We start from the raw sequence: 15,168 nt of genomic DNA on the forward strand, positions 1-15,168 counted from the left end.
GATACGGTAAGGAGGTGCAGGCAGCAAACGAAACACCCGAACGGCATTCGGGGCGGCTCCAGCGAGCCCGGGTCCTCTACCGCAACGTCTCGAAGCGGAAGATGGTCTGGCTGCTGCTGAAGGACACCGTCAACTCGTGTATCGAGTACCGGATCCTCGGGCTGGCGGCGGAGGCGGCGTTCTTCACCCTGCTGTCGCTGCCGCCCCTGATGCTCGGACTCCTCGGCCTTCTGGGCTATATCGACTCGTGGACCGACACCACCACCGTCGCCTCCATCGAGAAGAACATCCTCAACGCCGTGGGGACCGTGCTCTCCGAACGGGGCGTCAACGAGATCGCCAAACCCCTGCTGGCCGATGTCACCCACGGCGGCCGGCCCGATCTGATCTCGATCGGCTTCGCCATCGCGCTCTGGTCGGGCTCCCGGGCGGTGAACGTCTTCATCGACACCATCACCGTCATGTACGGACTCGACGGGCACCGGGGCATCGTCGCGACCCGGCTGCTGGCGTTTCTGCTCTATCTCGTCGCCCTGCTGATCGGGGCGGTGGTGCTGCCGCTGGCGGCCGTGGGACCCGACCGGGTGGTCGAACTCGTCCCCTGGGGCACGACGCTCGTCACGATCCTCTACTGGCCCGTGGTCCTGTTGCTCAGCATCGCCTTCCTGACGACGCTCTACCACGTCTCCGTCCCGGTCCGCTCGCCCTGGATCGAGGACGTCCCGGGCGCGCTGGTGGCGATCGGGATGTGGGTGGCGGGCAGCGCGCTGCTCCGGGTCTACATCACCAGTACGGTCGAGGGCCCCACCATCTACGGCTCGCTCGCCGCGCCCATCGCCGTCCTGCTGTGGATCGGGATCTCCGCCTTCGCCGTACTCGTCGGCGCCGCCGTCAACGCGGCCATCGACCGGGTCTGGCCGTCCGTCGCGACCGCCGCCGCGCGCGCCGCCAACGACCGGCTCCGGGAGGCGCAGGCGGTGGAGGTGCTGGCCAAGGCGCAGGCGGCCAGGCTGTACGACACCTACGCCGACGACGGCGACGACGACCCGGACGGCGACGGCGACGAGGGCGACGGCGGGCCGGGCGACATGCCGTCCGAGTTCCCGGAGCGCTGGTCCCGCTTCCTGCCCCCGGACGACGTCCGGTCCCGGCTGCACACCGCCAAACCGCCCGCCGGGGAGCGCCCGGGGCCGAACGACATCACGGGCGGCCCGCCCGCGTCCGCGTACCCCCAGCACCCCCAGTACCCGCCGCGCCCGCAGCATCCCCCGTACCCGGGCCGCCCCTCGGCCCACAAGCCGGACCGGCCGTCCGGCGACGAACGACGGTAACGGGCGGTAACGTCGAAGCCATGGAATCCGGGTACGCCGAACGGCCCTCGGCGGTCCCCGGTGCGATCGTCTGGACCAAGGGACCGGTCAGGGCGGCGTCCGCGGCCCGGCCGGTACTCCCCGACGGCTGTATGGATCTGCTGTGGACCCCCGGCAGGCTGTACGTCGCCGGACCCGACACCCGGGCCTATGCCCCCGGGTCCGGCGCGGGCGTCCGCCACGTGGGCGTACGGTTCGCCCCCGGTACGGCCCCCGCGCTGCTGGGGATCCCGGCCCGCGAACTGCGCGACCGGCGGGTCGAACTGGCCGATCTCCACGGCGCCGCCCGGGCCCGGCGGCTCGTCGAACGGATCGACACGGCCGCCGACCCGGTGGCCGCCCTGGAGGCGCTGGCCGTCCGGATCGCCGCAGCCCGGGACGCCGAGGGCCGGGGACCCGACCCGCTGACGGCCCGGATCGTCCGCCTCCTCGACGGCGGCTCGACGGTCGCCGCGACGGCCGAGGCGACAGGGCTCGGCGTCCGGCGGCTGCACCGCCGCTCCCTGGAGGTCTTCGGCTACGGCCCCAAGACCTTGGCCCGGATACTCCGCCTCCAGCGCGCCCTCGCCCTGATCGGCCGGGGCACGCCCCACGCGACCGCGGCGGTCTCGGCGGGCTATGCCGACCAGGCGCATCTCGCCCGCGAGATGCGCCTGCTGTCGGGTCTGACGCTCAGCTCCTACTGGGCGTCCGCGAAGAGCGACACGCCCATCCCGTCGGGATCGAGCACCACGGCGTAGCGCTGCCCCCAGACCGCGTCCCACGGCGCGAGATGCGACGCGTACCCGGCGCCGACCAACTCGTCGTGGAGCGCGTCCACGGCGGCGGCCCCCTCGCACCGGAACGCCAGCCCGATCCGCTCCCCGCCGACGGGCCTGGTCCAGGACGGGTCGTACGACGTGATGACCTCCTCGGTGTCCCACAGCACCCGCACCCCACCGGGCGTGGTGGCCTCCGCATGCGGGGCCCCGTCGGAGTCGGCGGGCACGTCGAGCCCGAGTCGGCGGTAGAAGGCGAGTGATGCGGCCATGTCGGAGACGACGAGGCTGATGGCGTCGAGTCGTGCGTTCATGCCGCTCACGGTAGGCGCCCGGCCGGAACCGGGTCTTGAACCTTTCGGACACGGGCGGGGCGGCGGCGCGGCCGAAAGGTCGAACCCGCCGGACCCGAGTCCGGGCTCGGGTGGCCGACGGTCAGGCGTAGGTGAGCCAGATGGCGTCCGTCGTCCCTCGGTACCAGTCGCCCGCGTTGTACAGGAAGACATCGCTCCAACCCACGTTTCTGCCCGGCCGAGCCTGGAAGGTCGTCCCCAGACACGCGGTGGAGTAGCCGGCGCTGAGGAAGGTGTCCGGGCAGCTCGTCGGCGTTCCGTGGGTCGACTGGACGACGGCTTGCATCCGGATCGCGTTGGGGGCGTGGTTCGTGACCACCAGAACCGGCTGGATGTAGTTGGCGCTGCCGAGGACGAAACAGGTCTGGTAGATCACGCGGGTCGTCACCGGATGGTGGGTCGTCGATCCGCATTTGGTGGTCCAGCCGGGGTTCCACGGCTGCCACCGGCCGGTGTTCGCGGCGGCCTGCGGCGCCGTCACGAGCATGGTCGCGAGCACGGCCGCGACGGCCGTCAGGAGGGCGATGGTTCTCGATCTGGTCATGGTGGTCCTTCCCGTCTCGGAGTCCGGAGGAGCCGCCCCTTCGAAGCGGGGCCGGTGAAGTCGCGCGACCGGTGGGGCTTCTGCCGGGTGCCTCGCTTCACCGTACGGACGGGGCCGGACGGGTGATGTCGTCGTACGGCACGCGTGGCCGGAAGCCCTCGGCGGCCGGTGGGGCGGTCAATGGGAGCAGCACAGCGGGGGTACCGGCCCAAGGATCGAGGCTCCAGCGATGACCGAACTCCCCGACGAGGCACCCCGGGCGGGCGCCGCGGACCCCGTCGCGCGGCGGCGGGTGGCGCGGGCCGTGCGGAGCGCCGTGGGGGTACTGGGTGCCCTCGCCGTGCTCCCCGCGGCCCTGGCCTTCGGGTCGCCGTCCGCCACCGCGACACCGGGGCTCGGGCCCGTACCCAGGCCGACCGGGCCCGTGGTGGCCCCGGGACCCGGGCCCGTCGAACCGGGGCCCGGGCTGCCGCGCCCCGATATCACCACCGCCGACGAACCGGGGGCCGCGCCGCCCGCGAGGCCGGTCGCGCTGGTGACGCTCGGGGACGGCTTCCTCGCCGGGGAAGGAGCGCGCTGGGCCGGGAACGCGGAGGGGCTCGGCGGCGACGGCGGCGTTCCGGCCGCGCTGCGCGACGCCACGGACCGGACCAGGACCGGGGCGTCCGGAGCCGTACCGCCACGGGTCTATACCGACGACTGCCGCCGCTCCGATGTCCTCACCCTCACCACGGATACCGTCCACCACCACAACATCGCCTGTTCGACCGCCGGGGCCGAGGCGCCGTCCCGGGCCGTACGGAGCCACGAGGCGCAGCTCGAACAGTTGCGGAAGCTGGCCGCCCGGTACGACGTACGGACCGTCGTCGTCTCGATCGGTGGTGACGACGTCCGGCTGACGGACACCATGAAGGCATGCGCCGCCGCCTGGCGCGACCGTACCGACTGCTCGACCGACCGGCGGATCACCGGCCCGGCGGCCGAGCGCGTCGCGGCGGTCGGGGAGAAGGTGGCGGCGGCCGTCGCGTCGGTACGGGCGGCGGCCGATGGCACCGGTTCGCTGCCACGGGTCGTCGTCCAGTCGTATCCGCTGCCGCTGGCCTCGGGAGACCCGGACGCGACGACCCGGCTCGACGAGAACGGCCGGGACCGCTGGGGCGTCGCGGGCTGCCCCTTCTACGACCGTGATCTGCGCTGGCTCGCCACCGGGGTCGGCGGCGCGCTCAACGACCGGATCAGGGCCGCCGCCCGCCGCTCCGGCGCCGACTTCGTGGACGTCGGCGGGCTGCTCGAAGGCCACCAGGTCTGCGGCGGCCGGGCGGCGCGGACCGCCTTCGCCGCCGACGGGACGATCGCCTCGCCCGGCGCCGAACGGGCGGAGTGGGCCCGGTACGTCCCCCGGACCGCGGCCGAACCCCCCGCCGACGAGGCCCGGGAGGTCCTCCACCCCAACTACTACGGGCAGCGCGCGTTGAAGCGGTGCCTGGGGGAGGTCGTGGCGCGGCTGGCGGCCGTACCGGGGGCCGCGCCCGTCGAGGCGGTCTGCCGGGGCGCGGCCGGGATCGCGCCGGAGGACATCGCCGTGACTTTCCCGGCCGCGACCGGCTGACCCGGGTACGCGGGCGGACGGCACCCGTGCCCCGCCGGAGGAGATCCGGCGGGGCACGGGTATGCGCGCGGGCGCCTCGGAGGCCCGGGACCTTCCGGGCGGGCGGGCCCGGTCCCGTAACGTCAGCCGGTCGCCGCCACCGCCCCCGTCCCGGCCGGGCGGGCCTTCGCCGGGATCAGCAGCCGCTCCGCCAACTCCCCGAAGACCAGGCCGAACACCGCCCACAGCGTGGCCTGTACGGCGAGTGTCGCGAGCCGGAACTCCCACAGCACAGCCGCCGGGAACCCCTTCGGCACCTCGTCGAACGACGGCAGGAAGGCATACGCGAGCCCGACGGCCAGGACCAGCCCCGCCGCCGCGATGACCGCCGCGTGCCAGGTGCCGGTACGGGGCGCCAGCGCGCGGCCGGCGATCACCGCCCCCACCGTGAGCGCCACGCCCAGTACCACCATGAGGAAGTAGAGGGTGGTCCGCTGCCCGATGGTGTCGGGATCGCCGACGGCGGGCGGATTCGGCGGGTACTTCAGAAACGGCACGACATAGACGCTCAGCAGTGTGCCGACCGCCACCAGCAGGGCCGTGCCGCGCGGCCCGAAGCGGCCGGTCCGGCCGAGCGCCGCGCAATAGGCGAGCGCCGCGATCCCGCCGACGGCGACCCCGAAGACGAGGACGCCGGTGGCGAGTCCGGCGGTCGACTGCACGGCCCGGCTGACGAGTTCCTCGCCGCCGCCGTGGTCATGGGCGCCCGCCTCCTCGAACGCGATGGCCGCGTCGACCGGACCCTCGCCCAGGAAGTACGCGACGGCCAGGGCGCACACCCCGGCGATCAGGCCCGCCAGCATGCCCCGGACCAGCAGCGCCCGGACGGTCCGGGAGCCGGTGGGCACGGGGGCGTGCCGCTCGGTGTCGGTGTCGGAGTGGATATCGGTGTTGATGTCCGTCGGGTTCATCCGCCGTCTCTCTCCCGTACCGGGGTTCAGTGGCACGGGAAGCCGAGCAGATGACGGCCGTCGTGGACCCATTCGTGGACGCTCTCGCCGGAGACCAGGGCGACCGCGCCCTGCTCGGCGCCGACGAAGTAGAGCAGGATCAGGGCCAGGACGCCGGTGAACAGCGCCCAGGGGGCGATCTCCCGGAGGGAGAGGGGAGTGACGGCGACCGGCGTGCGGGCCGGTGCGGGGGTGAGCGGAGCGGCGGGTACGGCCGACTGGGCCATGACAACCTCCAGGGGGAACAACGCGTCCCGTTCGTGGTGCCCGAGACGAGGACGCCGGGTCTGACTTCCCGCCGGGGAGACGGGTACACAGTGGCGCGACCGTGCCGGATTTGCACCGGACTTCCATCACATCCTCGTCATGTCCACGCGACCGTACCGTGCCCGAACCTCCGCCGCCATGGCGCGTATTCGACTACTCGGGGCCGGATCCCGAGCCCGGGGCGGAAGATGGGACGGACGGCCACAGGAGCGGCCGGAGGGGACGGTGATGTGGTGGTACGGGTCACCCTGCTGACGGCGGCGGCGACCGCGGCGGTCCGCGCCGCCCGGTTCGACCCCGGCGAGGGACTGGACGAGCCGGGCCGGGCCGCCGCCCGCGCCGCCGCGCACCGGGTACCGCGTACCGGACGGACCGTCCTCGCCGGGTCCTCCGCCCGCTGCCGGGAGACCTGCGCCGAACTCGGCCTCGGCCCCGGGCCCCGGCTCGAACCCGGCATCGCCGACTGGGACCTGGGGCGCTGGCGGGGCCGCGGACTGGACGAGACGGCCCGCGCGGAACCCGACGCGATGGCCGACTGGCTCGGCGACCCCGCGTCGGCCCCGCACGGCGGCGAGTCACTGCTCGACCTCCGCGCCCGCGTCGGCGGCTGGCTGGACGGCCTCGCCGAAGGCCCCGCCGGGCACCGGGTACTCGCCGTCGCCGAACCGGCCGTCGTCCGCGCGGCCGTACTGCACGCGCTGGCCCTGCCCCCGGAGACGTTCTGGCGGCTGGACGTACCCCCGCTGACCCTGACCGACCTGTCGGGCGACGGCCGCCGCTGGAACCTGCGCCTCGGTACGCGGCTGGAGGGACGGGACGCGGGACCGTGACGCGGGGGCCGTGACGTCCCCCCGGCCAGGGGTCGGGTGCCGGGCCGTCCGCAAATCCGTGGCCCGCCGGAGCCGTACCCGTCTACGCTGCGCCGCGTGAACCCACCCAGCGGTCCGACCGACCCGCCCGCCACCGGTCTCCCCGAGCTGTACGTTGCCGTGGACGTCGAGGCCGACGGGCCCATCCCGGGGCCGTACAGCATGCTCTCCCTCGGCATGTCCGTCGTCGGCCGCCCCGAACTCGCCTTCTACACCGAACTGCGGCCCATCTCCGACGAAGTCGTCCCCGAGGCCCTCGCCGTCTCCGGGCTCGACCGCGACCGGCTGCTCCGCGAGGCACCCGCCCCCGAGGCGGCGATGGCCCGGGCCGCCCGCTGGGTGGACGGGCTGCGGAAGACCGGCCGCCCCGTCTTCCTCGCCGCGCCCGCCGTCTGGGACGGCATGTTCGTCCACTGGTACTTCGTCCGCTTCACCGGCGCGAGCCCCTTCGGCGCCACCGGCGCCGGAATCGACCTCCGCAGCTACTGGATGGGCCTGACGGGCGCCGAATGGCGCCGCTCCCACAAGAGCACCATCAAGGCGGCGACCGGACTGAAGGGACTTCCGCACACCCACCACGCGGGCGAGGACGCGGCCGAGCTGGCCGCCGTCTTCGACGCCGTGCTCCGGCGGTACGCCCCCGGGCCCGGGGAGCGGCCCCGCCGGGGCGGCGACCCGCGTCGCGGCGCCCCGGACGGCGCCGCGTAACGTCGGCGGGGATCCGTACACCGGCGAGGAGAGCTGACGTTTGACCGAGGAGGAGTTCACGGACTTCTACACCCGCTCCGTGCACCGGCTCACCGGCCAGCTGTACGTCATGACCGGCGACTTCCACGAGGCGCAGGACGTGGTGCAGGAGGCGTTCGTCCGGGCCTGGGGGCACCGGCGGCGGCTGGCCGAGGACCTGGGGCCCGAGGCGTGGGTGAGGACCGTGGCATGGCGGCTCGCCGTCAGCCGGTGGCGGCGGGTCGTCCGGGGCCAGCGGGCCTGGCGGCGGCGCGGCGACCCCGCCGTCAGCGACGGCCCCGGGCCGGGCGCCGTCGATCTCGAACGGGCGCTGCGGGGGATGCCCGCGCGGCAGCGGCAGTGCGCGGCGCTCTACTACGTCTGCGATCTGCCCGTGGACCGGATAGCCGCCGAGACCCGGCTCTCCACCGGAACCGTGAAGACCCACCTCTCCCGGGCGCGGGCCAAGCTCGCCGGACTGATCGACGACCATCCTGCACGGACGACGGACGGGGGATCGCCGTGACGACCGACCACGACGAACTGGTGGCGGACCGGCTGCGGACGGCCGCCGCGCGGGCCGCCGGGCGGGTACGGCCCGCCGGGGCGGCGGTCATCACCGGCCGGGCCAGGGCCAGATCGCGGCGGCGCAGGGCGGCGGGGGCGGGGCTGTTGTGCGCGGTGGCGGCGGTGGTGGCGCTGCTCGTGGCGAGGCCGGACGCGGGGCCGGGGCCGGGCCCGGTGGAACCCGCGTCCGGCTCGCCCACCCCGATGGCGACGTCCTCCCCACCCCACCCGAGCCCCTCGCGTACGATGCCGACGCCCCCCTGATACGGCCCGCGCCCCGCCGGTGGCTCGTCGCGCATTTCCGCCCCCTACGCCTTCGGCTGAGCGCTTCACCCCGGAACCTGTGGGCGGCCCCCACCCACCATTGCCGACCACCCGCCGTCGGTGGCTTGTCGCGCAGTTCCCCGCGGCCCTAAATGCCCTCCCAGGCATCGCCCCTGAAGAAGAGGGGCCCGTCTTTCGGCGAGGGCGGCAAGAGAGGCAACCAGGGGCGCGGGGAACTGCGCGACCAGCCACGGCCGGTCCGCGGACCGCCGACAGCATCAGGCCGCAGGGCGGGACCCGGGTAGTTGGCCTCAGCCGGAGGGGCGAGGCGCTGGGGGTGTCTCCATCGGCGGAGGCGATTCGTGAGGTGCGTCACAGCGTGTCAACCCCACAGGGGCGAACGTACGTATGCGTGTCGAGTAATCGACCGTACGAACCGTACGAGGAGCCCGATGGCCGACCAGTCCCTGACCGACGACCGCCCGACCGCCGGGCCGCCGGTGCCCGTGCCGCGCGGCGGCCCCGGGGAGGCGGGGGAGCGGGCGGGGCGGCAGCGTGCGACCGCCGTGGTCGGGGTGTACGCCGCGAGCGTCGTCGTCCATCTCGTCGTACTCACCGCGATGCTGCCGCCGGGCTGGTCGCTGCGCGACCGGCTGCTGTCCTGGGACGCCGCCCTGTACGTCGACATAGCCACCGACGGCTATCCGACCGGGTTCCACTACCGTGACGACGGTGAGCTGACCGGCAACAATCTGGCCTTCTTCCCGCTGTTTCCGCTGCTGGTACGGGCCGTGCACCGGCTCACCGGGCTCGACGCGGGCGGGGTCGCGATCGCCCTGGCGCATCTCTGTCTGCTCGGCGCGCTGTTCGCCGTACACGGCCTGCTGTACCGGTTGTACGACGAGCGGACCGCCCTCGCCGGGATCGCGCTGCTCGCCGGGGCGCAGCCGATGGCGATCACCTTCCAGATGGCGTACAGCGAGTCGCTCTTCCTCGCCCTGGCCGCCGCCGCGCTGCTCGCCGCGCACCGGGAAGCCTGGCTGACGGCCGGGTTCCTGGGGCTGCTGACGGGACTGACCCGCCCGGCGGCCTTCGCGCTCGCGGTGGCGCTGGCGGTCGCCGCCGTGCTGGCGGTGCGCGCGGACGGGCGGCTCGGCCGGCGTCGGGTCGCCGGGGTGGTGCTGGCGTGTTCGGGGACGCCGCTGTATCTGCTCTGGGTGGGGGAGCGGCTGGGGCAGCTCGACGCCTGGTTCGTGATCCAGGAAGCCGGGTGGGGGACCCGCTGGGACAACGGCGCCGCGTTCTTCTCGTTCCTGACGGAGACCGCCGGACGGGCCGAGGGCTGGGTGCCGGTGAGTACCGCCGTCCTCCTGGTGGGGGCCGTCTGCCTCACGGTACTGGCCTGGCGGCGCGGCACCTGGCCGCCGCTGCTGGTGTACGGGACGGTGATGGTGGTGCTGACCCTGGCGCAGAGCAACTACTACCACTCCAAGCTGCGGCTGCTGGTGCCCGCCGTGATCTTCCTGGTGCCGGTGGCGGTGGTGTTGGGCCGGGCGAGGACGCGTACCGCCGTGGCCGTGCTCGCCGTCGCGACCCTCGTCGGCAGCTGGTACGGCGCCCATATGCTCACCGTCTGGCGGTACGCCATCTGACTGCCGGGCCCGCCCCGGCGCCGGGTGCCGCCGGTCAGCTCTCCAGCGGTGTCACCGACAGATCGTCCCCGAGGGCTGTGGCTATCTCGGCCACCCGGGAGTGGTCGGCCAGTCCCCGGGTCAGATAGGCCACGCCGTGGCCGCGTTCGGAGGACCACCAGCCCGCCGAGCCGCCGATGCCCCCCTTGGCGATCTTCGTACGGTCCCGGAGCAGTCCGAGCGTCCAGGTCAGTTCGGTACCGAAGACCTCGTCGTGACCGGTCGCCTGGGGTGCCAGGAACTCCCGGTGGACCTCGGGTCCGAGCAGTTCGGCCATCGGCCCGGCCGGATCGGTCAGCCCGCCGAAGAAGCGGGCGGCCGACGAGGCGCTGGTGTGGAGGTTGACCGTGCCGAAGACCGATCGCCGCCACCGGGCCGAGTTGACCGTGGCGAGTTCCAGCGGGCCCGCCGGGATTTCCAGCCAGGGCGCGGACGGCAGCCGCTCCGCCCAGTCGGGGGCGGCGTACTCCAGTTCGGCCACCCGGCCCAGTTCGCCGTCCGGCACCCCGAACCAGGCGTCCAGGCCGAGTGCCGGGCGGACGACCCCGTTGAACATCTCGCCGAGGGTCGTTCCGGCGCCCGCCCTGAGGGCGCCGTCGATCAGATGCCCGTACGTCAGCGCGTGCTCGCCGATCGCCGTACCGGGCTCGTACTCGGGCGGTGCCGCCGCGAGCCCGGCCCGGAGCGCCGCGTCGTCGAACGGGTCTGCGCCCCGCAGGGTTTCGGGGAAACGGGGCTGGCCCGCCTGGTGCGAGAGGACCCGGCGCAGGGTCACCCGCTCCTTCCCGGCCCGCCCGTACTCCGGCCAGTACTCCGCGATCGGGCGGTCCAGCTCCAGGGCGCCGTCCCGGACGGCGGCCAGGGCCGCGACGGCGGCGAACGGTTTGGAGAGCGAATAGGGCTGGACCAGGGTCGTGGCGTCGAACGGCCGGGTGCGGCCGGAATCCGCCCAGCCGCCGGTGAGCCGCACCACCTCCCGCCCCCCGCGCCAGACCGAGAGTCCGGCGCCGGGCTCCCTGCCCTCGCGGACCAACCGGTCGAAGATCTGGCGTACCCGGGCGTACGGTGCCTCGGCGAAATCATCGCTCGGCATGACAACTCGACCTCCTATACCCCTGGGGGGTGTTGGCGAGAATGCGAGAATACCCCATGGGGGTATAGGGGGTCAGGGTCTTTGCCCGGGGCGCGGTGTCGTGAATGATGTCCCCGGCACCTCCGGCACGGCAGGGACCCGACAGCGCCAGGGGTTTGCCGGGGGTGGTCCGACGCGCAACTTCACGGCACACACCCGAGGAGAACCATGAGCAGCTCGCCCCTGTCCCGCCGAGCCCGGCGCGCCGCGCCCGCCGCCGCGTTCGTCTGCGGGCTGGCCCTCGTGATCGGGACCGGCCACCCCGCCGCCGCCCACGCGGGGGTCACCGCTTCCGAGCCACGGGCCCTCGCGAAGAACGTCACCCTCACCTTCACCTCCGAGGCCGAGTCGGCGAAGGCCGGACTCATGAAGGTCCAGATCGCCCTCGCCCAGGACATGTCGTCGGCGGCGGTCACCCTGAAGCAGGCCCCGAAGGGCTGGAAGTTCACCCACTCCCAGGGCGGCTACACCATCAGCGGCGCCGCCCTGCCGGTCGGCCGGGACGTGGTGCACAGCGTCGTCGTCCAGCAGCTCCCGGACGCGAAGGAACTGGTCTTCCGGGTCCTCGAAACCTACGGCGACGGCTCCCAGGCCCGCTGGCTGGAGGAGCCCCGGGCCGGGGTGAAGTCCGAGAACCCGGCGCCCGTCCTCAAGCTGCGGGCCAAGGCCGCCGGAACCGTACGCGAACCCGTCCGCGCGCCGTCCGCCCCGGCGACGCCCCCGCCGACGGCCGAGACGCCGGAGACCGGGGCCACGGCGAGCGCGAGCCCGCTGACCACTGAGAAGGGACACGACTCGCACGGGACGACCGGCGGCTCCGCCCGGAGCGACGGTGACGGTGACGGCGGCGGGAACGGTGCCGTGATCGCCGCGGCGGCGGGCGGTGTCGCCGTCCTGGCCGCCGCCGGGGTGTGGGCGTACCGGCGCCGCTCCTCCGGCACCTGAGCCGTACCGGGTGGACACCGGCCCCTGAGCCGTACCCCCGGGAGCACCGGCGGGCCCGGCGGCGGATCACCGCCGCCGGGCCCGTACGCCGTCCCGGCCCCTCCCAGCGGCTCAGAAACCCGGCAGCGGCTGCTCCGTCCAGATGACCTTGCCGTCCGGTGTGTACCGGGTACCCCAGCGGTCCGCGAACTGGGCGACCAGGAAGAGCCCCCGGCCGCCCTCGTCCGTGCTCGCCGCCTGCCGCAGATGCGGTGACGTACTGCTGTGGTCGGAGACCTCGCAGATCAGGGCGCGGTCCCGGATCAGCCGGACCCGGATCGGCCCCACCGCGTACCGGATGGCGTTGGTGACCAGCTCACTCAGGATCAGCTCCGTGGTGAACGCCTCGTCGTCCAGATCCCACTCCTCCAGGGTGCGGGCCACCCGGGCCCGCAGCTCCGCCACCGCCGAGGGGTCGGACGGTACGCCCCATTCGGCGACCCGGGACGGATCCAGGACCCGGGTCCGGCCCACCAGAAGGGCGACGTCGTCGCGGGGATTCTCCGGCAGCAGCGCCCGCAGCACCGCGTCGCAGGTCTCGTCGGGGGTCCGGTCGCCGTGCCCGGAGAGGGTGTCGCGGAGCAGCGCCAGACCCTGGTCGATGTCCCGGTCCCGGTCCTCGACCAGGCCGTCCGTATAGAGGACCAGGGTGCTGCCCTCGGGGAGCCGCAGCTCCAGCGTCTCGAAGGGCAGCCCGCCGAGCCCCAGCGGCGGCCCGCCGGGCACCCGGGCGAACGCGGCGGTGCCGTCCGGATGGACCACCACCGGCTGCACATGGCCCGCCCGCGCCATCGAACACACCCCGGTCGCCGGATCGTAGATCGCGATCAGACAGGTGGCGCCGGTGATCGCGGACTCGGCGTCCGCACCGTCCTCCTGGTCGATCCGGCGCACCAGATCGTCCAGATGCCACAGCAACTCGTCCGGCGGCAGATCGAGGGTGGAGAAGTTGTGCACCGCGGTCCGCAGCCGACCCATGGTGGCCGCCGCGTGCAGCCCGTGGCCGACGACGTCACCGACGACCAGCGCCACCCGCGAGCCGGGCAGCGCGATGATGTCGAACCAGTCACCGCCGACCCCGCCGACCCCACCCAGACCCGCCTGCGCCGGACGGTAGCGGTACGCGGCCTCCAGCGCGCTCTGCACCGGCACCCCGCGCGGCAGCAGACTCCGCTGCAGGGTCACCGCCATGGTGTGCTCACGGGAGTAGCGGCGGGCGTTGTCGACACTGACGGCCGCCCGCGCCACCAACTCCTCGGCGAGAGTCCGGTCCTCCTCGTCGAAGGGCTCCGGGCGCTCCGACCGCCAGAACATCGCCACACCCAGGATCGCGCCCCGGGCCCGCAGCGGCACCGCCACCATCGAGTGGAACCCGGCGCCGACCAGCCGCCTGGCCCGGGACTGCGACTGCTGCTCCCACCCCGAGAAGGCCGCCAGATCCGCCTCCAGCACCGCCTCGCCCTTGGTGATGCCCGCGCCCAGCGCCGTCGACGGCAGAAACCGGATCGTCGTCCCCAGCGGAAAGAGAGCCGTGTCGTCCCGCGCCCCGCTGAAGGCGATCCTGCGCATATCCGAACCGGCGCCGGTGGCCGTCGGCTCCTCGCCGCGCAGCACCGCCTCCGACAGATCGACCGTCGCGTAGTCCGCGAACCGGGCGGCGGCGAACAGGGTCAGCTCCTCGCAGGTGTGGACCACGTCGAGGGTCGTCCCGATCTCCACACCCGCGTCGTACAGCAGCCGCAGCCGCCGCTGCGCGATATCGGCCCGGCCGCTGAGCGCCGCCAGCTCGGTGGTGTCCCGGATCGTGGCGACCGTACCGGCCGGGCCGCCGTCCCGGTCCGTCGTCCGCTGGTTGACGGCGAGCAGCCGCCGCCCCACCCGGTAGACCTCGTCATTGGCGATCCGCCCCGACGACAGCAGCCGGGCCGAGTGCGGATCGAGGTCCAGCTCGTCGACCGTACGGCCCTCCACCTCGGCGGGCAGGCCCAGGAGACGGCGGGCCTCGTCGTTCACGAGCAGCACCCGCCGGTCGCCGTCCAGGATCATCACGCCCTCGCGCACCGCGTGCAGCACCGCGTCGTGATGTTCGTACATCCGGGTCATTTCCTCGGGGCCCAGCCCGTGCGTCTGGCGCCGCAGCCGCCCCGTCACCAGGGCCGTGCCGACGGTGGCCAGCAGCAGCACCCCGGCCGCCACCCCGAACAGCAGCGGGAACTGCTCCTCGACCACCCCGCTCACATGCTCCAGGGTGACCCCGGCCGAGACGAGACCGATGACCGTGCCGTTCGCGGCGTGCACCGGGACCGTGGCATGCACCAGCCGGCCCGGCTCGCCCTCGAACTCCCCGGTCACCACCCCACCCTTGAGCACCCGGGAGAGATCACCGGCGACGGTCGACCCGATCAGGCCCGGATCGGGGTGGGTATAGCGCTTGCCGTGGGTGTCGAAGACCACGATGAGGTCCACCCCCGCCAGCTTGCGGGCCGCCTCCGTCTTCGGCTGGAGCACCGCCGTGGGGTCCGGGCTCTCCAGCGCCGCCTGCATGCCCGGGGCGGACGCGAAGGTCTCCGCCACGGCGACCGAACGGCGCCGGGCCTCCCGCTCGGCGTCCGAGTGCGACTGGAGGACGAGGGCGGCCATGCCTGCGGCCACCAGCAGCACCACGATCACCGCCTGGAGCAGGAACACCTGCCCCGCCACACTGCGCATCGACAGGCCCCGCGGTACCTGCCCCGGACGCCGGGAGGGACGCGGGTGCCGGGAGGGGCGACCGGAGCGTGCGGCCATGACCTCTTTCTACACCTCCCGCATGTGGTGGGCTATCCGCGCGCGGCGCGCGCGGAGACGTCTCCGGGGACCCCGGCGCCTCGGCCCTCCGGGTTGCCGTCGCAAACCCGGGTCCCGCCCGGCGGCCTGATGTTGTCGGCGGTCTGCGGACCGGCCTTGGCCGGTCGCGTAGTTCCGCCCCCTATGCCTCCGACAATGGGAGAACCCCCGGCGCCACCTGGTTGCCCTTCTGACCGCCCTCGGTAAGAGGCGGGCCCT

General features: G+C 74.0%; 15 protein-coding genes and 1 riboswitch. Of the genes, 9 read left to right on the top strand and 6 right to left on the bottom strand.

What is annotated here, in order from left to right; translation table 11 throughout:
* The first annotated feature begins 14 nt into the window (after window positions 1-14).
* Together AB0G74_RS27955 and AB0G74_RS27960 are read left to right on the top strand one after the other, a co-directional pair.
* On the top strand, window positions 15-1,331 hold the full coding sequence (locus tag AB0G74_RS27955) for a YihY/virulence factor BrkB family protein (protein WP_361151514.1): 1,317 nt from the start codon (window positions 15-17) through the stop codon (window positions 1,329-1,331).
* 20 nt (window positions 1,332-1,351) lie between these two features.
* Window positions 1,352-2,110, top strand: coding sequence for an AraC family transcriptional regulator (locus AB0G74_RS27960; RefSeq protein ID WP_361151517.1), 759 nt, complete (start codon window positions 1,352-1,354; stop codon window positions 2,108-2,110).
* Here the strand turns inward: AB0G74_RS27960 and AB0G74_RS27965 are convergent.
* Together AB0G74_RS27965 and AB0G74_RS27970 are read right to left on the bottom strand one after the other, a co-directional pair.
* Window positions 2,050-2,442 carry a VOC family protein gene (locus tag AB0G74_RS27965; RefSeq protein ID WP_361151519.1) on the bottom strand — a complete coding sequence of 131 codons (393 nt, stop codon included), beginning with the start codon at window positions 2,440-2,442 and terminating at the stop codon, window positions 2,050-2,052. The genes AB0G74_RS27960 and AB0G74_RS27965 overlap by 61 nt on opposite strands.
* Window positions 2,443-2,563: 121 nt before the next feature.
* On the bottom strand, window positions 2,564-3,025 hold the full coding sequence (locus AB0G74_RS27970; protein WP_361151521.1) for a hypothetical protein: 462 nt from the start codon (window positions 3,023-3,025) through the stop codon (window positions 2,564-2,566).
* Between the two features lie 229 nt (window positions 3,026-3,254).
* Between AB0G74_RS27970 and AB0G74_RS27975 the strand changes: the two genes are divergently transcribed.
* A complete protein-coding gene (locus AB0G74_RS27975; protein ID WP_361151524.1) occupies window positions 3,255-4,634 on the top strand; it encodes a hypothetical protein in 1,380 nt (459 codons plus the stop codon).
* 122 nt (window positions 4,635-4,756) lie between these two features.
* Here the strand turns inward: AB0G74_RS27975 and AB0G74_RS27980 are convergent, their stop codons facing one another.
* Entirely contained in the window at window positions 4,757-5,584 is an 828-nt protein-coding gene (locus tag AB0G74_RS27980) for a CbtA family protein (protein WP_361151527.1), read from the bottom strand.
* A 26-nt stretch (window positions 5,585-5,610) separates the two neighbouring features.
* Window positions 5,611-5,850, bottom strand: coding sequence for a CbtB domain-containing protein (locus AB0G74_RS27985; RefSeq protein ID WP_361151529.1), 240 nt, complete (start codon window positions 5,848-5,850; stop codon window positions 5,611-5,613).
* Between the two features lie 10 nt (window positions 5,851-5,860).
* Window positions 5,861-6,001, bottom strand: a riboswitch (adenosylcobalamin (AdoCbl) riboswitch).
* A gap of 119 nt (window positions 6,002-6,120) precedes the next feature.
* On the opposite strand from AB0G74_RS27985, the gene AB0G74_RS27990 reads away from it, so the two are divergent.
* The 5 genes from AB0G74_RS27990 (at window position 6,121) to AB0G74_RS28010 (ending at window position 9,968) form a co-directional block, all read left to right on the top strand.
* The gene (locus tag AB0G74_RS27990; protein WP_361151531.1) at window positions 6,121-6,720 is read left to right on the top strand and encodes a histidine phosphatase family protein; all 600 of its coding nucleotides are present in this window, start codon (window positions 6,121-6,123) and stop codon (window positions 6,718-6,720) included.
* Window positions 6,721-6,816: 96 nt separating this feature from the next.
* Window positions 6,817-7,467, top strand: a complete 651-nt coding sequence (locus AB0G74_RS27995) for an exonuclease (RefSeq protein ID WP_361151534.1) — start codon at window positions 6,817-6,819, stop codon at window positions 7,465-7,467.
* A 40-nt stretch (window positions 7,468-7,507) separates the two neighbouring features.
* Window positions 7,508-8,011: a SigE family RNA polymerase sigma factor gene (locus AB0G74_RS28000; protein WP_361151537.1), complete on the top strand. Its 504-nt coding sequence runs from the start codon at window positions 7,508-7,510 to the stop codon at window positions 8,009-8,011.
* A complete protein-coding gene (locus AB0G74_RS28005; RefSeq protein ID WP_361151540.1) occupies window positions 8,008-8,316 on the top strand; it encodes a hypothetical protein in 309 nt (102 codons plus the stop codon). The genes AB0G74_RS28000 and AB0G74_RS28005 overlap by 4 nt, the downstream gene beginning before the upstream one ends.
* 452 nt (window positions 8,317-8,768) lie before the next feature.
* Window positions 8,769-9,968, top strand: a complete 1,200-nt coding sequence (locus tag AB0G74_RS28010; RefSeq protein WP_361151542.1) for a hypothetical protein — start codon at window positions 8,769-8,771, stop codon at window positions 9,966-9,968.
* 34 nt (window positions 9,969-10,002) lie between these two features.
* On the opposite strand, the gene AB0G74_RS28015 is transcribed toward AB0G74_RS28010, so the two are convergent.
* Complete coding sequence (locus tag AB0G74_RS28015) at window positions 10,003-11,100, bottom strand: serine hydrolase domain-containing protein (RefSeq protein WP_361151544.1); 1,098 nt, start codon at window positions 11,098-11,100, stop codon at window positions 10,003-10,005.
* Between the two features lie 207 nt (window positions 11,101-11,307).
* On the opposite strand from AB0G74_RS28015, the gene AB0G74_RS28020 reads away from it, so the two are divergent.
* A complete protein-coding gene (locus tag AB0G74_RS28020; protein ID WP_361151546.1) occupies window positions 11,308-12,084 on the top strand; it encodes a DUF1775 domain-containing protein in 777 nt (258 codons plus the stop codon).
* Between the two features lie 111 nt (window positions 12,085-12,195).
* On the opposite strand, the gene AB0G74_RS28025 is transcribed toward AB0G74_RS28020, so the two are convergent.
* A complete protein-coding gene (locus AB0G74_RS28025) occupies window positions 12,196-14,832 on the bottom strand; it encodes a SpoIIE family protein phosphatase (protein ID WP_361151548.1) in 2,637 nt (878 codons plus the stop codon).
* Between the last annotated feature and the right edge of the window lie 336 nt (window positions 14,833-15,168).

Source organism: Streptomyces sp. NPDC020875 (genome assembly GCF_040641415.1).
Classification (GTDB): domain Bacteria; phylum Actinomycetota; class Actinomycetes; order Streptomycetales; family Streptomycetaceae; genus Streptomyces.